Origin of the sequence: Streptomyces dangxiongensis (genome assembly GCF_003675325.1) — a bacterium.
Lineage (GTDB): Bacteria > Actinomycetota > Actinomycetes > Streptomycetales > Streptomycetaceae > Streptomyces > Streptomyces dangxiongensis.
The window spans coordinates 3,540,510-3,559,013 of record NZ_CP033073.1; the positions used below are offsets into that span (position 1 = coordinate 3,540,510).

General features: G+C 71.9%; 18 protein-coding genes and 1 pseudogene. 15 read left to right on the forward strand and 4 right to left on the reverse strand.

Annotation, left to right across the window (positions count from 1 at the left end; genetic code table 11):
* Positions 1-23: 23 nt before the first annotated feature.
* The 3 genes from D9753_RS15745 to D9753_RS15755 all read right to left on the reverse strand — a co-directional run bounded on the left by D9753_RS15745 (position 24) and on the right by D9753_RS15755 (position 5,413).
* Positions 24-3,443 carry an AfsR/SARP family transcriptional regulator gene (locus D9753_RS15745; protein ID WP_121787581.1) on the reverse strand — a complete coding sequence of 1,140 codons (3,420 nt, stop codon included), beginning with the start codon at positions 3,441-3,443 and terminating at the stop codon, positions 24-26.
* A gap of 922 nt (positions 3,444-4,365) precedes the next feature.
* Positions 4,366-4,989: a pyridoxamine 5'-phosphate oxidase family protein gene (locus D9753_RS15750; RefSeq protein WP_121787582.1), complete on the reverse strand. Its 624-nt coding sequence runs from the start codon at positions 4,987-4,989 to the stop codon at positions 4,366-4,368.
* Between the two features lie 79 nt (positions 4,990-5,068).
* A complete protein-coding gene (locus D9753_RS15755; protein WP_121791095.1) occupies positions 5,069-5,413 on the reverse strand; it encodes an ArsR/SmtB family transcription factor in 345 nt (114 codons plus the stop codon).
* Between the two features lie 153 nt (positions 5,414-5,566).
* On the opposite strand from D9753_RS15755, the gene D9753_RS15760 reads away from it, so the two are divergent.
* Complete coding sequence (locus D9753_RS15760; protein WP_121787583.1) at positions 5,567-6,820, forward strand: MFS transporter; 1,254 nt, start codon at positions 5,567-5,569, stop codon at positions 6,818-6,820.
* A 20-nt stretch (positions 6,821-6,840) separates the two neighbouring features.
* Here D9753_RS15760 and D9753_RS15765 read toward each other — a convergent pair whose 3' ends face one another.
* On the reverse strand, positions 6,841-8,007 hold the full coding sequence (locus D9753_RS15765) for an MAB_1171c family putative transporter (RefSeq protein ID WP_121787584.1): 1,167 nt from the start codon (positions 8,005-8,007) through the stop codon (positions 6,841-6,843).
* A 201-nt stretch (positions 8,008-8,208) separates the two neighbouring features.
* Between D9753_RS15765 and D9753_RS15770 the strand changes: the two genes are divergently transcribed.
* The 14 genes and pseudogenes from D9753_RS15770 (at position 8,209) to D9753_RS15830 (ending at position 18,176) form a co-directional block, all read left to right on the forward strand.
* Complete coding sequence (locus D9753_RS15770) at positions 8,209-8,460, forward strand: class-II aminoacyl-tRNA synthetase family protein (RefSeq protein ID WP_240468173.1); 252 nt, start codon at positions 8,209-8,211, stop codon at positions 8,458-8,460.
* 1 nt (position 8,461) lies between these two features.
* The gene (locus D9753_RS15775) at positions 8,462-8,878 is read left to right on the forward strand and encodes a holo-ACP synthase (protein WP_121787585.1); all 417 of its coding nucleotides are present in this window, start codon (positions 8,462-8,464) and stop codon (positions 8,876-8,878) included.
* Positions 8,879-8,899: 21 nt separating this feature from the next.
* Positions 8,900-9,139, forward strand: coding sequence for a phosphopantetheine-binding protein (locus tag D9753_RS15780; protein WP_121787586.1), 240 nt, complete (start codon positions 8,900-8,902; stop codon positions 9,137-9,139).
* Between the two features lie 22 nt (positions 9,140-9,161).
* A complete protein-coding gene (locus D9753_RS15785; RefSeq protein WP_121787587.1) occupies positions 9,162-9,989 on the forward strand; it encodes a class I SAM-dependent methyltransferase in 828 nt (275 codons plus the stop codon).
* 11 nt (positions 9,990-10,000) lie between these two features.
* Positions 10,001-10,951, forward strand: coding sequence for a 3-oxoacyl-[acyl-carrier-protein] synthase III C-terminal domain-containing protein (locus tag D9753_RS15790; RefSeq protein WP_121787588.1), 951 nt, complete (start codon positions 10,001-10,003; stop codon positions 10,949-10,951).
* 5 nt (positions 10,952-10,956) lie between these two features.
* On the forward strand, positions 10,957-12,324 hold the full coding sequence (locus tag D9753_RS15795) for a preATP grasp domain-containing protein (protein WP_205614164.1): 1,368 nt from the start codon (positions 10,957-10,959) through the stop codon (positions 12,322-12,324).
* A complete protein-coding gene (locus tag D9753_RS15800; protein WP_121787590.1) occupies positions 12,321-13,634 on the forward strand; it encodes a type III PLP-dependent enzyme domain-containing protein in 1,314 nt (437 codons plus the stop codon). The genes D9753_RS15795 and D9753_RS15800 overlap by 4 nt, the downstream gene beginning before the upstream one ends.
* An 18-nt stretch (positions 13,635-13,652) precedes the next feature.
* The gene (locus D9753_RS15805) at positions 13,653-13,919 is read left to right on the forward strand and encodes an acyl carrier protein (RefSeq protein WP_121787591.1); all 267 of its coding nucleotides are present in this window, start codon (positions 13,653-13,655) and stop codon (positions 13,917-13,919) included.
* A gap of 10 nt (positions 13,920-13,929) precedes the next feature.
* Positions 13,930-14,775 (forward strand): hypothetical protein, encoded by an 846-nt coding sequence (locus D9753_RS15810; protein ID WP_121787592.1) that lies wholly within the window; start codon positions 13,930-13,932, stop codon positions 14,773-14,775.
* A 5-nt stretch (positions 14,776-14,780) separates the two neighbouring features.
* Positions 14,781-15,383, forward strand: a complete 603-nt coding sequence (locus D9753_RS15815) for a hypothetical protein (RefSeq protein ID WP_121791096.1) — start codon at positions 14,781-14,783, stop codon at positions 15,381-15,383.
* Positions 15,376-16,536, forward strand: coding sequence for an acyl-CoA dehydrogenase family protein (locus D9753_RS15820; RefSeq protein WP_121787593.1), 1,161 nt, complete (start codon positions 15,376-15,378; stop codon positions 16,534-16,536). Before D9753_RS15815 ends, D9753_RS15820 begins: the two co-directional genes overlap by 8 nt.
* Positions 16,537-16,569: 33 nt before the next feature.
* A complete protein-coding gene (locus D9753_RS15825) occupies positions 16,570-16,983 on the forward strand; it encodes a holo-ACP synthase (protein WP_121787594.1) in 414 nt (137 codons plus the stop codon).
* 61 nt (positions 16,984-17,044) lie between these two features.
* Positions 17,045-17,167, forward strand: a pseudogene (locus D9753_RS37125) (methionine adenosyltransferase); the annotation flags it as partial.
* Positions 17,168-17,213: 46 nt separating this feature from the next.
* Positions 17,214-18,176 carry a carbohydrate kinase family protein gene (locus tag D9753_RS15830; RefSeq protein ID WP_121787595.1) on the forward strand — a complete coding sequence of 321 codons (963 nt, stop codon included), beginning with the start codon at positions 17,214-17,216 and terminating at the stop codon, positions 18,174-18,176.
* Positions 18,177-18,504 lie beyond the last annotated feature (328 nt).

The window sequence follows — 18,504 nt, forward strand, 5'->3', positions numbered from 1 at the left end:
GGGACCGCGCGGCGGGCAGGGTGTCACTGCGGGACGGGCGGGCCGTCGTCCAGCAGGTCCGTCAGCTCGGCCAGGACCGCATGCTCGTCCGTGCCGTCCAGCGCGTCGAGTGCCGCGCGCCAGGCGTCGTACGCCTCCGGCCGCCGCCCTTCCCCGCACAGCAGCAGTCCGTGCTGGTGCAGGGCCAGGCCGCCCATGTAGCGGTCGGCGCGGGCGTCGGCGCGGCGCAGCAGCTCGGCGCACTCACCGGCCGCCCGCCCGGTCTCGCCAAGCTGCCGCAGCGCCCGGACCAGGCCGAGCCGGGTCTGGGACTCCCCGTGCCAGTCGCCGTGGCCGCCCAGGAGGCGCAGACTCTCCTCGAAGTGCCGGGCGGCGGCGGACGGTTCGCCGAGAGTGAGATGGGCGTAGCCGATGTTGCAGTGCGCCGAGTGCTGCACGATGACCGCGCCGATCGCGTCCCCGATGGCCAGCGAGCGACGGTGCTGCTCGATCGCGGCGCGCGGGTCGGTGTGCTCGTAGAGGTTGCCCAGGTGGCTGTGGGTGACGGCCTCCCCGTAGGAGTCGTTCAGCAGCCGGGAGTACGCGAGGCTCTGCCGCAGCGCCTCCCCCGACTCCTCGAACCGGCCGAGCCCCTCCAGCAGCAGCCCGCGGTTGTTGAGGCAGCGCCGGATGCGGGAGGCCGTGCCGAGCCGCCGCCAGATCTCCAGGGCCTGGTCGGTGAGGGTGAGGGCGTCGTTCTGCCGGCCGGTCAGGAAGTGCAGGCCCGCGAGGTCGCCGAGCGCGTACGCCTCGGCCGCCGGGTCCGCGAGCCGCCGCGCGGCGGCGAGGGCCGCTCGTCCCAGCACCTCCATCTCGGCGACCCGGCCGCTGCGCTGCACGTAGGGGAAGAGCAGCCGTGCGAGCACCGAGAGCGCGGCGATCGTGCCCGTGTCCTCGGTGCCGGCGTTCCGCTCCACCAGCGCGACGATGTTCTCCAGCTCCGTCTCGCCCCAGGCGAAGGCCTGCTCGGCCGACTCGAAGGACGCCAGCGCCGCCACGTCCGCCGCGTGCTCCACCGGCTGCGCACTGGTCGGCCGCCGCCGGTCGTCCTGGTCGAGCCCCGGTTCCACGACGGCCGTGAGCACCCGCTCCGCCGCGGCGGCGTACCACCGCAGTGCGGTGCGATCGGGGCCGGCGGTGTCCTGGGAGGCGGTCACGGCGGGTGCGGGGCGCGTACTCGCGCGCGGCCCGGTGGCGGGGACAGCGTCGGTACCCGTGGGCGACGTGGCGTCCGCGGCGGGAGCGGGGCCTTCGGGCGCGTCGGCGCCTGCGGCCTGTGCGGAGTTCTCGGCCGCGTCCGGAATCTCGGCAGGAGGCGCGGCCGGGGGCGGGGTGTGGCTTGAGGGTGAGGTGTGGCTCGAGGGCGGAGTACGGCCCGAGGGCGGGGCCGCGTCGGCGAGTTCGCGGGCGAAGTCGCGGACCAGGTCGTGGGGGGTGTAGCGGCCGTACGCCGTCTCCTCCAGGAGGGCGACGTCGACCAGGCGGTCCAGGGCGGCCTCGGCGCGGCGCTCGTCGGTGCCGGTGAGACGGGCGACGAGCGGGGCGCCGTAGGTGGGCAGGTCGAGGGCACCGATGTGGCGCAGGGCGAGGGCCGCGTCCCGGTCGGCCTCGCGCTCGGCGGCGGCGAGCGCGTCGTGGGCGACGGCCAGGGAGCGCCGGACGCTCAGGTCGTCGTACTCCAGATGGCGCAACCTCCCACCTGTGTCGGCCAGTTGGCTCGCCAGGACGTCGGGGGTGAGGGCACGCCGGGCGGCGAGCCGGGCCGCGACCACGCGCAGCGCCAGCGGTAGGCGGCCGGTCAGCTCGACCAGGGCGTGCCCGGCGTCCAGTCCCGCCCGTCCGCTCACCGCGCGCAGCAGGGCCGCACTGTCCTCGCCGGTCAGCGGGGTGAGCGGGAAGCGCCGGGCGCCGTCGAGCGCGGTCAGCGGCGAGCGGCTGGTGACGATCACCGCACAGCCGGGTCCGGCCGGGAGGAGGGGGCGTACCTGGGCCGCGTTGGCCGCGTCGTCCAGTACCAGCAGGAGGTGCGCCGGTGCGAGCAGCGAGCGGAGCAGGGCAGCCGCGGCGTCCGGGTGTTCGGGGATGTTCCGCGGCTCGGCGCCGAGGTCCCGCAGCAGCGCGGCGAGCGCCTGCGCGGCGGTCAGCGGGGTCACCCCGGGGGTGGCGCCGTGCAGGTTGACGTAGAGCTGACCGTCGGCGAAACGTTCCCTCAACTCATGGGCGACATGGAGCGCCAGCGCGCTCTTGCCGACGCCCGCCATACCGCTGATCACGGCCACGGCGGGTGCCGGGGCGGGCGGTTCGGTCAGCGCGTGGCGCAACGCGCGGCACACCTCGGCACGCCCGGTGAAGTGCGCCGGAGGCGCCGGGAGCTGGGCCGGACGCGGGGTCTGCCGTGGATCCGGCCCGTCACCGTCGCACGCTCCGGCCGGGGCCGAGGGGGCCGCGTCGTCATGGCCGGCAGCGCTCACCCGGCCGTCGCCACAAGGCTGCCGCCCGTCGCCGCCGGCCGGCCCGGGACCGCCGTGCTCACCGCCCTCCCGCCGCTGCCCCTCGTCACTCCCCCGCAGCACCTCGACATGCGCCTCGCGGACCGCCTGACCGGGTTCGACACCGAGTTCCTCCACCAGGCGGGTGCGCAGGTCACGGTGGACGGCGAGGGCCTCGGCCCGCCGGCCGGTGCGGTGCAGGGCGAGCATCAGTTGACGGTGGTACGCCTCGCGCAGCGGATGCTCGGCGACCAGAGCCGCCAGCTCCGGCACGAGGGCCGCCAACCGCGCTCCGCCGACGGTGAGTTCGGCGTCGTACCGCCACTCCAGCAGGAACAGCCGGGCTTCTTCGAGGCGCTGCACGAGGGCGTAGCCGCCGAGGTCGGCGGGGAGCCCGCTGAGCGGGGTGCCGCGCCACAGCGCGAGCCCGGTGGTGCAGGCACGGACGACGCCCGGCCAGTCACGCCGGGCGTGCGCGGCCCGCGCCTCGGCGACCCGGGCGTCGAAGACGTGCACGTCCAGCTCGCCGTGGTCGACGCGCAGCAGGTATCCCGGCGGTACGGCCCTGAGCCGCTCGGGGTCGTCCAGGAGGCGGCGCAGCCGGGTGACGTGGTTGTGCAGGGAGGCCTTCGCGGAGACGGGCGGCGCGCCGCCCCACAGCGCGTCCTTCAGCGACTCGACCGAGACGACCCGCCCGGGCTCCAGCAGCAACGCGGCGAGCAGGGCTCGGATTTTGGGGCTGCCGATGGCGCGGAGACCGTGGTCGGCTGCGTCGTCGTGGGACACCGGGTGCGTGTGCGCGTCCGGGCCGGATTCCCGGGACCCCGGGGAGGTGTCGTCCGGCATCCCGTACGGCGGTCGGTCGTAGAGGACCGGCGGCCCCAGCAGTCCGAAGCGCAGCTCGCACCGCCGCATCACGCCGCTTCACTGCCTTTCCGCGCGGTCGGGGCCGACCGTGCACCGCGGCGGGGCTGTGCCCGCCGTTGCCTGGCGGATTTCCGCCCTGTCCACAGCGGTTTCCCGCCACCTTCCGTCCGCCCGCCCGGTTCCGGAACGCCCGTGGAACCGGGCCGCGTCCGTCGCCGCCGGGCGACTTCCGGCCAGCCGGCTCGCCACCCACCGACGAACCGTTGGCCACATGTTAGCGATCCGTTGGCGAATCCTGATGTGATCATTCCATCGGGTCCGGCCCGACGGCGCGCGCGTATGTCGCGTAACTCGGGGGAGTGTCGCCGCAGGCCGGGTCCGGGGACGAACAGGGCCCCGGCCGTCGGAGGTGAACGACCGGGGCCCCGTCCCGCCTTCCGGCCGGCCCCCGCGGCCCCTCACCACCTGCGTCCTGGGATACGGCGTGTGACCCTGCGCCGATGCCCCGCCCCGACTCCGCCGGGTGCATCGCGGGGTCGAGCAACATCTCAGAAGGCGTTGAGCGGGTCGGGACTCGCCGCGCAACCGCCGAACGGCACGGCGACCGACCCTGCCCCGTACGCGGTCGCGGTCGCGGTCGCGGACGAAGTGGGCGCCGGACGGCCGGAGCGGTCGACGAGGTGCTTACGCCGGCGCAGGCGAATGTGCGGCCGCGGTCGAACGGCAGCGGCCTGCCGTTCTTGTCGACGGTGTCGGCGAGCAGTCAGGGCAGGCCGTCGACCCGACGCCGGATGATCTCGGCGACCGTGTCGCCGTCGATGCACGCATCGTCAGGGTCTCCGGGCCACGAGGGGAAGGACACAGGCTGACGGTACCCCCGTCGGCTCGCGCCGCTCCGAGATACGGGCCGCTGCGACAGGCCGTCGTCGACCGCCGACACGCGTACCCGGGGCGCGGGGGAGCGTACGCGTCAGGCGTCGTCGCCGAGGCGGGCCCTGAGGCGGCGGTTCTCCTCCTCCAGGGCGGCGAGCCGGGTGCGTACCGGATCGAGTGCGGCACTGAGCTCGGCTTCCGAGTAGCGGGGCGTGATGTGCTGGTGGCAGTTCCAGTTGAACCCCTCGACACGGATGACCATCAGGCGTTCCAGGTGGCCGGGGGTGCGCCTGGCGGAGAGTCGCTCGGTGAGGACCGGGTCCTCCTCCAGGGGCTGGACGGAGGCCCGGCCGAAGATCTTCAGCCGGCGCTGCTGCGGGTAGTCCATGAGGAACAGCGCCACGCGCCCGTCCGCTCGGACGTTCCCCGTGGTGATGTACTGGCGGTTGCCGCGCACGTCGGCGTAGCCGATCGTCCGCTCGTCCAGGACATGGAGGAAGCCGGGCGCGCCTCCCCTGAACTGGACGTACGGCCAGCCGGTCTCGCTGACGCTGGCGAGGTAGAAGCCGTCGCGGGACTCGATGAAGTCGGCCTCGCCCGCCGTCAGCGGTTCGGGGGCGTCTCCCTCCATGAGCCGGCGACCGGCTGCCGCCGCGCTTCCCTGTTCACTTTGCACCTGGCGCACCGAATCGGTGTACGCCAGGTGGGCGTAGCGACCCATGCGACCTCCTGGGCTCGGCTCGTTGGCGGCTGTCCGCTCTGCGTCGCTCGTCGCGGGGTGGTCCTGTCCCCCCGCCGGGTCATCCGGCGTGCTGTCGCCGCTCCTGCGGTGTGGAGGCCGTCAGGATCGACGTCAGCAGGCCGGGGAAGCGGTGTTCGAGTTCGTCCCTGCGCAGCTTGCTGAGCCGGGAGTTGCCCACCAGCCGGGTCGCGACGACGCCGCTCTCCCGCAACGTGCGCAGGTGGTGGGAGACGGTCGAACGCTTGACGGGGACGTCGAGGGTGGTGCAGGAACCCTCGCCGGCGCTGTCGAGCAGCCGGACGATCTGCAGGCGTACCGGGTCGGCCAGGGCCTGCAGGACCGTACCGATGTCGACCTCGTCGAGGTCGGGCTCCGGTAGCCAGGTGTCCTTCGTGTCGCGCATCGCGGCCTCCATGGTGATCGCCTCTGACGATACACATCGCATCTGTCCGCCGTCCCGCAGAAGAGTCGATGTGTGTCGGTAGTTACGATCGAGATCGACATGTACTACGATGCCCATCGTAAGGGACGGCATCTATCGGAACAGGAGCACCCGATGACCGACACCGCGCAAGCCGATCACGGCGAGCGCTGGCGCCCTCATGCGATGGTTCTGGCCCTGGGCACCTTTGCCGTGGGAACCGACGCCTTCGTGATCGCCGGCCTGCTCCCCGACATCAGCCGTTCGCTGCACGTCGACATCGCCGCCGCGGGTCAGCTGGTCAGCGTCTTCGCCATCGCCTACGCGCTGCTGTCGCCCGTCCTGGCGGCCCTGACCGGCAAGTGGTCCCGGCGCCGGGTGCTGGTCACGGCGCTCGCCGTCTTCGCGGTGGGCAACGTCGTCACCGCACTCGCCCCCGGCTACCCGCTGGTCCTGGCCTCCCGGGTGGTGGCCGCGGCGGGAGCCGCGATGTTCACGCCCAACGCGGGGGCCACCGCCGCCGCCATCGCCGGCGATGAGCGGCGCGGGCGGGCGATCGCGATCGTGACCGTCGGCCTGACGTCCTCGCTCGCCCTCGGCGCGCCGCTGGGCACCGCCATCGGGAACGCGTTCGGGTGGAGGGCGACCATGTGGTTCGTCACGGCGCTCGCCGTCGTGATAGCGCCGGTGATCGCGCTGCGGCTGCCGGACATCAGGCTCGGCTCCAAGGTGGGCCTGCGCCAGCGGCTCTCGCCGCTCACCGACCGCAGGGTGGCCAGCGTCCTCACCGTCACACTGCTGGCCTTCGTCGGGATCTACCTGCCGTACACGTACATCAGCTCGGTCTTCGCAGAGGCCACCGGCGACGACGGCGGCCGAGTGGCTTTGCTGCTCCTGGTGTTCGGACTGGCCGGTACGGCGGGGAACCTGATGGCCGGCCGCCTGGCCGACCGGCACGGGCCCCGGAACGTGGTCATCTGCGCCACCCTCGCTCTGGCCGCGGTGTTCCTCGCCATGCTGCCCAGCCAGAAGTCGTTCGCCGCCGCGGTCGTCGTGGTGGCTCTCAGCGGAGTGGGGTCGTGGTCGGTGACCGCCCCCCAGCAGCACCGCGTCATGGCGCTCTCCCAGCCGGGGGCCGAAGCGCTGGGGGTCTCGCTCAACGCGGCCGTGATGTACCTGGCGATCTCCCTGTCCAGCGTGATCGGCGCGATCGGCCTGAACTCGTTCGGAAGCGCCGCCTCGCTGCTGCCCATCGCGGTGGTCTGCGTCCTCGCGGCGGCGCTGCTGACCTGGCTGTCCGCCCGGCCGGAGCGCCAGGCGGACGAGCGGGCCACCGGCGCCGCGGCGGACACGACGACCGGTGACGTCGGGGCGTCGGCCGTGAAGTGACCCGGGTGAGTGGGCGGCGATCAGCGGATCACGGTGGGGAACCGGTGCGCCGGGCGGTCGGCGGCGCCGCCCGGCGCACGGCGGGAGTAGGCGTCGGCGACCCGGATGAGGAAGGCGGTCTCGTGGACGAGATCGTGACCGCCCAGCGCGGACAGGCCCACGACCCGCGCACGCGGCCCCTGACCCCGGTTCTTGGCGCGGCGGGCCGCTGCCAGCCAGCGCGCCATCTCCGCCGCGTACGCGGCGGAGAGGTCGGGGGCCGCCATCGGACCGGGATCGGGGAACGGCGGATCAGGCGAGGCGTAGTCGCGCAGTACCAGGATGGCGTCACGGATCTCGATGACCTGGCGGTACACCAGCAGGCTCCAGGGCCCGCGCGGCAGCAGCAGCTCCAGCAGGCGCGGCCGGGGCGGCGCGAGGGCCACCCAGGGCACCGCGGACACGAGGTCGCGCCAGAGTCTCCACAGACGCCAGAAGTCCCTCGCGTCCCGGTGCGCGCGGCGGATGGTCGAAAACGCCGGCGCGGCGATGACGGCCGCCCTGCAGAAGCAGAACACGCCCATGATGAAGGGGAGGATCGGCGCCACCCAGGAAACGTCTGAGATGAGCTGGATCAGACATCCCACCCAGGAAAGAGCTGCCAGGCAGCTACCCAGTCCGAATAGGCCCATGGTGGTCCTGAGCGGCGATTTCTCGCCTTCGTTCCAGTGTCGCAGGCACACCGCGATGCACAGAATGTTTCCGGCCTGATGTATGCCGATCACTATCAGCCAGAAAACATCGCTTCCGGTGCCGAGCGACTGACGGACGTTCATGCCCGGGTTCCACCGCGCACCGAGGATGATCAGGCAGACGATGGCAAGGCCTGAACCAAGGTGAAGCCATTCCCGCTGCGGCCGGTCCGTCGTGACCAGGACGAAGTCCATGACGATGATGGCCGAAAGAACTCCGCACAGGTGGGTTGCCAGCACATACGCCTGGTAGACGTGAAAGTCACGGCCCACCAGCTCGGCCAGGAAATCCCGCTTCAGCGTCATGGTGACGGCCGCCGCCGCGACCGCGATCCACAGGCCGCGCTGCTGCGGTGACCGAATGGCAGAAGGCGCCCGTAACAGCAGAGCGAGCCACATGACCGACGTACCGACGCTCTCGACCCACACCCCGGTCGTCGTCACGTCATAGGACACGCGACAGCCCCAGCGCCGCTTCCCATTCACTCGCGGATTCGGACGGCGGTGTCTCCGGCCGGACCGCGAAGGTCCGGATGAGACTGGCGAGCATCCGCCTTCACGGAGCGCATCACCGCGTTCGCCGAGGGGCTGAATCTCGGACTGGAGCGGGCGGTCGCGTCCGACCCGTTCTTCGAGAACGACGGCGCCCGCGCCCTCATGGCGAAGCTCAGCCCGGTCAAGTTCGAGTTCCAGGCCGCGGACGGACTGGCGATCTCGTCGGTGAACACGCACCGCAATTTCTTCGGCGAACGCTGTGACATCCGCCTCGCGTCCGGCGACGGACACGCCTACACGAGCTGCGTGGCCTTCGGACTGGAACGGTGGCTGTCCGTTCTGCTCGATCTGCACGGCGGCGACGCGCGGCAGGCGCTGGAATCCGTCAGGGCCGCCGCCCGGCAGGTTGCCTGACATGAGCTACGGACGGGTCGGAATCGACCTGGTCCCGTTCGGCCGGGTCCGCGAGATGGCGGGACGCGACCACGGGGCCGCGCTGGCCCGGATGCTCTCGGAAGAGGAAATGAGACTGTCCCGTACGGCGGGCGGGCCGGACATCGCGGGTATCGCCGGGCGGCTGGCCGCCAAAGAGGCGGTGTTCAAACTCTTCCGCGTTCCGGGGCAGACGTTGCCGTGGCTCGGCATCGAAATCCTGAAAGGCGACGGCGGCTGGCCCGTCGTACGACTCAGCGGACGCGCCGCCGACCTGGCACGGGACGCCGGCTTCGAGCACATCGAAGTGAGCATCACGCACGACGAACCATGTGCCGTGGCGGTCGCCTTCTGCGCCGGTGCGCCGGAGGCGGACACCAGTCGGCTGACATCCGCCTGACAACGGTTTGAGGAGTGGGAAATGGCATCGGCAGGAATCGACGAAGTACGCGCGTGGATCCTCGAACGGCACCCGGAACGGGAGTCCGTCGAATCCAACGAGAACCTCATCGAGAGCCGGCTCGTGGACTCGCTCTCGTTCGTTGAGCTGGTCTACGCCATCGAGAGCGCGAGCGGCGTGGAAATCGACTTCGAAGCCATCGACATCCAGGACTTCCAGACGCTCTCGGCGATCGAGAAGGCGTTCTTCGTCACGGTCTGACTCCCGGAGGGGGACAAGCATCATGGAAGCTGTCTCGTACACGGCCCAGTGGACGGCCGCGGCCCGGGCGGTCGAGTCCGAACGCGGCGACGAGGCAATGTTCGAGGACCCGTTCGCCCGCGAGCTGGCGGCTCCGCGCGGCTTCGAACTGCTGGAGAAGTACGGCGGGGGCGGCCTGCTGCCGTTCATCGCCATCCGCACGAAGTACCTGGACGACAGCATCCAGGCGATCCTGCGGGACAGCGGCATCCGGCAGATCGTCTTCATCGCCGCCGGCATGGACACCCGGGCCTTCCGGCTGGCCTGGCCGCCCGGCGTGACGGTCTACGAGGTCGATCACGAGGCCCTGGTCGCGGAGAAGCGCAGGCGCCTCGCCGAGCTGGGCGCGCGGCCGGCGACCGAACGCCGCGAGGTCGCCGCCGACCTGGCCGGGCGGTGGCTGCCCGCGCTGTACGACGCCGGGTTCGACCGGGACCAGCCCACCCTGTGGGTCGCGGAAGGGCTGATGTTCTTCCTCACCCAGGAGCAGGCGTCCGAGCTTCTCGCCGTCCTGGGATCCGCCTCGCCCGCCGGCAGTTGGCTGGCCGTCGACTTCGTCAGCAAGGCCCTGTTGCGCAGCCCGTTCTCCCGCGCCTTCCTCGAGGGCCTGCGCGAGGACGGCACACCCTGGCTGTTCGGCACCGACGAGCCCGAGGAGTTCCTGGCCGGCACCGGGTGGAAGGTGCGGGAGCTGAAGGAGCCGGGCGAGCCCGGCGCGGGACAGGGCCGGTGGCCGTACGAGGTGCAGCCCCGCGACCGACGGGGCGCGCCCCGAAGCTGGCTGGTCCGCGCGGAGTTCGCGGGCCGCTGAGAGGAGAGCACATGAGCGACGCGACGACCCTGGAGAGGATCGAGTCGTTCCTCCCCGAGCGCAGCGTGAAGATCGACGAAGTCGCCGGCAGCCTTGGCCTCAGGCGGGCCGAGGTGGGCGTGTTCCGGAAGATCTACGGCTTGGACCGGCTCAGGTTCGACCCGGACACGGGCCTGTTCGACCTGGTCCTCCCCGCGGCACGGCAGGCGTTGAAGGCACTCCCGGAAGGGCACGGGATCAGGTACGTCATCTACGCCCACACCATGCAGACCCTCACCCCGCCGCACATCGACGCCGCCCAGGTGATCCGTGACGATCTGGGGCTGCACGACGCCGAGGCGTTCGCGCTCACCCAGCAGGCGTGCGTCAGCAGCCTCGGGGCCATCGACCTGGTGGGCGAACTGCTGCGGGCCGAGGCGCCGGAGGGCGCCCACGCGCTGATGGTGACCGGCGAGCGGGCCTACTCGCCCAAGGTCCAGCTGATCCCCAACAGCGCCATCATGGCCGACGCCGCGGCTGCCTGCCTGGTGACCGTGGGCGGCCGGGGTGACGAGGTGCGCTCCCACGTCACGCGCACCCTCGGCGAGTACGCGGCCGGACTGGAGATGACCAAGGAGGAGACGCAGGGCTTCGGCCGGGCCTACGGCACGGTGCTCGGCGAGGTCATCCTGGAGGCCGTACGGAAGGCGGGGCTGACCTTCGGCGACATCGACCTCGTTGTCCCGCACAACGTGAACATGGTCTCCTGGCGGCAGACGATCAAGGAGATGGGCGCCGACCCGGGCCGGTTCTTCCTGGAGAACATCGAGCGCTACAGCCACTGCTACGCCTCGGATGTCTTCGTCAACTACACCACGCTGCGCGACAGCGACCGGCTCGTCGACGGCCGCCACTACGTCCTGTGCTCCGTCGGTCTGGGCGCCACCTTCGGCGCCATGGTGATCACCCACCGGAAGCGGTGAGCGCGATGAACGCCACCGCCTACACGGCGGATCTCAAGGAGGCGCTCACCGGCGACCGCGACGCCCGGTTCGTGTGGCTGTGCAACTTCGAGGTGGAGAACCAGTGGGCGCGCGACTACGTCGGTCTGCCGGCGGCGCGCGTGTCGGCCACCAGCGCGACCGTGCAGCGCATGGAGGAACTCGGCGTCCTGCTGGCCGAACCCGCCGACTGCCTGCTGCTGGACCGGCCGCTGGACGACGGCTACCGCCGCTACGTCGAGAAGACCGGCCTGGGCGCCCCCATCGAGCTGGTCACGCGGGAACCGGCCGGCGCCGGCGGCACCAGCAAGGCCGTGCTCGACTCACCGGAGTTGATGGACCGGCTGCGGCAACTCGCGCGGGAGGGCGCGTATCTGATGCCCATGGGCAACTCGCCCCTGGAGCAGCGGATCTCCCAGGAGACGGGGTTGCGCGCCGCGGTGCCGAACGCGGCCACCTACGAGCGGGTCAACAGCAAGATCTACAGCCGCCGCCTCGCCGGGGAGTTGGGGCTGCGCGAGATCCCCGGATTCTGCTGCGAGACGGTCCCGCAACTGCGCCACGCACTCGACCAGGGGCTGAGCGACGGCGGGCCGCTGATCGTCAAGGACGCCTACGGCGTCTCCGGCAAGGGCCTGCTCGTACTGGACAGCCGCAAGAAGGCCGACCGGCTGCTGCGCATGGTCGAGCGCCGGGCGCACAACACCGGCGACGACGCGATCCATGTGGTGGTGGAGCGGTTCCTGCCCAAGCGGTTCGACCTCAACTACCAGTTCACCATCGACCGCGCCGGAGGGGTCCGGCTCGACTTCGTCAAGGAGGCGCTCACCTCCGGCGGGGTGCACCTCGGCCACGTCATGCCGGCCGGCCTCACCCCGGCCCAGCACGAGACGCTCACCGAGGCCGCCGAGGCGCTGGGCGCACGACTGCACAAGGACGGGTTCTTCGGCATCGTGGGCGTGGACGCCCTCGTGGGCGCCGACGACCTGGTCCATCCGGTCCTGGAGATCAACGCCCGGCTGAACATGTCCAGCTACCAGGGGCGCGTCACCGAACGGTTCCTGGCCCCCGGAGGCACGGCACTGGCCAGGCACTACCCGCTGCGGCTCACCACGCCGGTCTCCTTCGACGAGGTGGCCGAGGCCCTCGGCGCCCTGGCCGAACCGCCGTCGGCGGGTACCGGAGCGGTCATCACGTCGTTCGGCACCGTCAACGCGCAAAGCGGCGGCTCCGTCCCGTTCGACGGCCGGCTCTACACCCTGCTCTTCGCCGCGCGACGCGAGGAACTCGCCGCCCTCGACCAGCGGGTGGCCCGCTCGCTCACACGATTCGGCACCACCGAGAGGAAGCCATGAGCAGCCGGAAGGAAGCCGCCAGCAGCACCAACGGCACGAGCGGCACGGAATTCCATGTGCAGGGTGTGCCGATCTCGCACATCGCCGAGGAGTTCGGCACCCCTGTGTTCGTCTACGACGCCGAGGAGCTGCGCTCCGTCTACCAGTCGCTGCGCGACCGGCTGCACCCGGCGGTGGACGTCTTCTTCTCCCTGAAGGCCAACCCGAACATCAGCATCACCTCCCGGCTGGGCTCGCTCGGCGCCGGCGCGGAGATCTCCTCCATGGTCGAGCTGATGACCGTGACGCGAGCGGGCATCGCACCGGACGACATCATCTTCCTGGGACCGGGCAAGACGCGCGCCGAGCTGGAGGCCTGCGTCGCCGCCGGTGTGTACGCCATCGTGTGCGAGTCGCTGGACGAGGTCGCCGAGATCGAGGAGATCGCCGCCGCCACGGGCCGCGACGAGGTCCCTGTGCTGCTCCGCGTCAACCCGGACTTCCACACCAAGGGCTCCGGCCTGACGATGGGCGGCAAGCCACGCCAGTTCGGCATCGACGCCGACATCCTGCGCCGCTCCCGGGGCCTTCTCGACCGCCTGCGCAGAGTGCGGGTGCGCGGCTTCCACGCCTACATGGGCACCCGCTTCCTGGGCGCCGAGGACCTGGCGCACAACACCCGCCAGATCCTCGCCCTGGCCGACGAACTCGCGCAGGCCCTCGGGATCGAACTGGAGACCGTCGACTTCGGCGGCGGCTTCGGCGTCGCCTACTTCGACAACGAGAAGGACCTCGACCTCCGGGCCACGGTCGCCGGGATCAACGAGGTGGTCGAGCCGTTCGCCGCCGCGCACCCCCGGTGCCGGCTGATCAACGAACTCGGGCGGTACCTGACCGCGACGTGCGGCACGTACGTGGTGCGGGCGCGGTACGTCAAGGAGTCGATGGGCGAGCGGTTCGTCGTCGCCGACGGCGGCACCAACCACCACATGGCGGCGGTCGGAGTCGGCAGCTTCGTCAAGCGCAACTTCCCGATCCGCTCGCTGACCCGGTACGACGACGAGCCGACCGGCACCTACACCGTCACCGGGCCGCTGTGCACCCCCAACGACGTCATCGGCAAGAAGGTCGTCCTGCCCCCGGTCCAGGCCGGTGACCTGCTGGGGGTCGAGCGCTCGGGAGCGTACGGACCGACCGCCTCACCGGGCCTGTTCCTCGGCCACGGCTTCCCGGCCGAGGTGCTGGTCCACAACGGGACCGCGCACCTGGTGCGGGAACGGGACCGCAAGGAGGAACTGCTCACCAAGCAGCGCCTCATCGACTTCGACTGACACAGGAGCGAACTGGCAATGGAACGCGACAGCGTGATCTCGGCGGTGGAGAAGTCCCTCAGCGAGGTACTGGAGCGCCCCGTCACCGGTCTCACCGAGGAGGTACGCCTCTTCGAGGACCTGCACCTGGACTCCACGTCCGTCCTGGAACTGCTGATGGCACTGGAGGACGCCGTGGACATATCGGTGGACCCCGAGGACCTGGACATGGACGACTTCACGTCGGTCGGATCGCTCACCGACTACGTCCTGTCCCAGGCCGCGCAGACCACCGGCGAGGGATGAGGCGACGGCGATGCCCACTCTGCGTGCCGCCTGCGCCGTGGTGTCCCCACCGCGCAGGCCCTACGACGACGACCCGTCTCTCCTCTCCTACTACCGCGACCTGGTCGAGCCGTTCGGGCTGGAGGTGGAGGAGGACCTGCTGCGCGCCGGGCCGAACGTCGGCCACCGGGACCTCATCGACCGGCTGGTGACGGCGGGTGACATCGGTGACAGCGCGCCCGATCTGGTGATCGTGACGCAGGCGTTGCCGGACGTCACCCCGTTCACCGCGATCTCGCCCTATCTCGACCGGCTTCTCGGCGGCCGTGCCACCAACTTCGGCATCCACCAGCAGGGCCTGGCGGCGCCGTTCACGGCGCTGCGCATCATCTCCGCCTTCCAGCGCGCCGGCCGCAGCCTCGATGCGGTGCTCGCCGTCCTGGAGCAGACCACTCTGCCCACCCGGTTCCCGCTGGTCCACGACAACCACCTGGTGGACTCCGGGGTCATGCTCCGGTTCGGCCGGGACGGTGGGCCCCGGGTGACCGAAGTCGAGGCGGTCCCCGCCACCGAGCCGGTGGCCGCCCGGATCGGCGAGGTGGCGGACAAGGAGCCGGACGGCACCCTGGTGGTGGCCGGGCCGTGGCTGGACGTGGCCACGCTCGACGGCGTCCGCCACCACTACCAGGCCGGCCGCGGCACGTACTGCACCAGCGTGTGGCTGGCGCTCGCCCGGCACTGGCGCTCCTGGCAGCAGGAGTACCCGACGGTGGTGCTGTGCGACACCGACCCGCGCTCCGGGGACAGCCATCTGGCCGTGCTGCGGTCGGACGGCCACGGCCCGCTCCCGGGCGCGGCGGGGGGTGAGGGACGGTGACGCCGGTGGACACCGCCACGACGACCTCCCCGGCCGCGGCGGGCCTGCGGGACTTCGCCACCGCGCTGGACGCCTGCCACGACAGGGCGGCCTCGGGCGGCCTGGTGGTCTCCCGCGGCGGCTGGGCCGTCGCCTCGCCGGCGCGGGTGACCGCCGGGGCGCAGGTGCCGGGCAGCTCGGGAGCGCTGATGGCGGAGCGCGGCGGGACACCGGCCGGCGACCGCCGGCAGGAGGCGTTCGCCGACGAGCTGATCGGGCTGCACCGGCAGACCCTGCGCGAGGTGCTGGACGGCGCGGTCGCCCGGCTCGACAGGCGCGTCTCGGAGGGCGCCAACCTGCTCAACCGCCAGCTCGTCCAGGGCGCGGTGGCCGATGTGGCCCTTGCCCTGTCGGAGGCGGACGACCTGCGCGAGCTGCCCATGAGCACCCCGTGGCGGCGCTGGCGGATCCACCGGGACCTGGTGAACGCGGGCCGCACCGCCCTCAAGCTGTACGGCGCCGGCGGCTTCGTCGCCGGGGGACCGGGGACCGTCCTGTACCTGACCGAGGTTCTCGGCAACACCTACCTGCGCCCGGAGCAGCCGGGACCGGAGGCCGGAGATGACTGAGCCCACCGGCGAGCGGATCGCCGCACTGCGCTCCTACGTACGGGAGGCCGGCCGGGAACTGCGCGCGATCGGCCTGGAGATCGACCGCGACCCGGAGGCGATCGACCGCTGGCTGGGACTGCCCGCCGTGGACATCATGCGCGGCTGCACCATACCGGCGGAGTACCTTGACTCCCCGCTGCGCGTCGGCGCGTACACCTACGACATGAGCTCCTGCCTCGAACACACGGTGACCATCGAGGAACTGAGCTACGGCGACACGGGATCCATGCTCGCCTGCCCCGGTCCCCTCATGTCGGGGGTGGCGGTGAGCGCCCTGGGCGACGACAAGCAGCGCCACCACTACTACGAGCGCATGGCCGGACCGGAACCCGTCTGGACGTTCTTCGGGCTCACCGAACCGGCCAAGGGATCGGCCGCCACCGAGCTGGAGACCACGCTCGTCCCAGAGGGCGACGGCTTCCGCCTCACCGGCGAGAAGCGGTACGTGGGCAACGCCGCGTACGCCCGGCTGGGCGTGGTGTTCTGCCGCCGGGCGCCCGGGCCGCTGGGCATCGAGGCGGTCCTGGTGGACACGCAAGCTCCCGGATTCCACGCCGAGCCGATCCCCACCGTCGGCATGCGCGGGGCGCGGATCTCCGCCATCAGGCTCGACGGCGTACGCGTGGAGCGTGAGCACATCCTCGGCTACGACAGCCTCAAGCCCAGCCGGCGCGGGCTGATCGGCGCCATCCGCACCCTCCAGCGGTTCCGTCCGGTGCTGGCCGGCACCATCGTGGGGCTGTGCCGCGCGGTGCTGGACCACGTACGCGAGCAGCGCCCCGCCCTGGCGGGTGGCGCCCGGGCCCGGCTGGAGGACCTGGAGGACCGGCTCACCGCCGTACGCCGGCAGAACTACGAGGTCGCCGCGGCCATCGACGCCGGCCGGGTGCGCGCCGACCGCGTCGCCGGGGTCAAGACGCGCGCCGCGGAGCTGGCCGAACGCTGCACGCTGGCCGCCGCGGACCTGATGGGCCCCGGCGCGCTCCTGGAGGACCCGCTGCTGAACAAGCTGTACCGGGACGCGCGGGCCTTCGAATTCATGGAGGGAACCGGTCACATCCAGCGGCTGGCCGTCTTCCAGGGCGTGCTCAAGAGGACGTTTCTCAACTAGCGGGACACCGCGGAGGAGCAGGGAGAACACACGGTGTGGATCGGTGTCGACGTCACGCACGAGAACGAGCTGGCGGCCCTGCTCGCCCGTCCGTGGTTCCGTGACTACACGTACGCCCCGGAGGAACTCCAGACCGCCGCCTCCTTCGGCGCGGAGCGAGCCCATGAGTTCCTGACCGGGCGCTTCGCGGGCAAGGAAGCGGTGCTGAAGGTCATCGGCACCGGCGTGGGGGCGGGCGTGACCCCCCGCCAGGTGGCCATCCTGCGGGCCCATGGCGGGGCCCCGCAGGTCCGCCTCTCCGGCGCGGCGGCCCGGCATGCCCGCGATCGTGGCATCGCCGGTATCAGCGTGTCCGTCACGCACAAGAAGGGCGTGGTCGTCGCCGTCGCGATCGGCGTGCCCGCCGCCTCGCACGCCGGCATGGAAGCCTCCGAACCCTCGCGCTGAACCGCGCGGCGCGGCCGCGACACCGCCGCCCCTCGCTGTCAGCCCACGGCGTGATCCGACGCTGGACCTGCTGCGGCCCGTCCACGCGCAGACCGCCGCCTACGGGCATTTCGGCCGCGTCCTGCCCGACTTCGCCTGGGAGCGCACCGACCGCGCCGGGGCGCTGCGCGACGCCGCCGGCATCAGACCCGTCCCGCCCGACCCGACCACAGGTCGAAGGAGAGCACGCCGTGCGTATCACCGTCACCGGTTCCATCGCCACCGACCATTTGATGTCCTACCCGGGCCGGTTCGCCGACCAACTGGTCGCCGGGCGACTCGACCGGGTCTCCCTGTCGTTCCTGGCCGACACCCTGGAGATCCGCCGGGGCGGCGTCGCGGCGAACATCGCCTTCGGCCTCGGCCGGCTCGGCCTGCGTCCGCTGCTGGTCGGGGCGGCGGGAGCCGACTTCACCGACCACCGCGAACGGCTGGAACGAGCCGGCGTGGACACCGGCCCGGTGCGCGTCAGCGCCTCGGCGCACACGGCCCGCTTCGTGTGCACGACGGACGCCGACCAGAACCAGATCGCCACCTTCTACGCGGGCGCCATGGCCGAGGCGCGAGACATCGACCTGGCCGCGGTGGTCCGCGACGCGCGGGGGGTGGACCTGGTGGTGATCGCGCCCGACGACCCGGAGGCGATGCTGCGCCACACCGACGAGTGCCAGAGCCTGGGCATCCCCTTCGCGGCCGATCCCTCGCAGCAGCTCGCGCGGCTGGACGCGGGCGAGACCCGCCGACTGGTGGACGGCGCCCGGCTGCTGTTCACCAACGAGTACGAGGCGGCCCTGCTCCAACAGCGCACCGGCTGGAGCCCAGCGCAGATCCTGGACCGGGTCGGAACCTGGGTGACCACCCTCGGTCCGGACGGCGCGGCCATAGCCCGCGCCGGCGAGCCGACCCTGCGGGTCCCCGCCGTCGCGACCAGCCGCCCGCTGGACCCGACCGGAGCCGGTGACGCCTTCCGCTCCGGCTTCCTCGCCGGCGTCGCCTGGGGCCACACCCCCGAGCGGGCCGCCCGGCTCGGGTGCACGCTGGCGACGGTCATCCTCGAATCGGTGGGCACCCAGGAGTACGAGCTGACCGCCGCCGACCTGTCCGCCAGAACCGACAAGGCGTACGCGCCGGCTCCCGCCGGCCGGCCATCGTGAAAGAGGAAAACCCCAAGTCAGAGATTCTGACCTGGGGTTCACCAATAGAGCCGCTTTCGGGATTCGAACCCGAGACCTACGCATTACGAGGGCCTGCAAGATCGTGACGGGTGGTGATCCGTGATCACGATCGATCCGGTTTTGCCTGGTCAGAGTATGTGCGCTGTGATGCGCGGTGCGGCTCGTGACGGCTCGTGCCGCACCATCCGCTCACGCATCGCTCACGCAGCCCGTGGGTTCGACCAGTACACATGCCCGCCCCAAAGCAGGAACCGACCACGCACGAATACCGAGGCGGAGTCCGTGACAACAGGAGATGGTGGTTGTC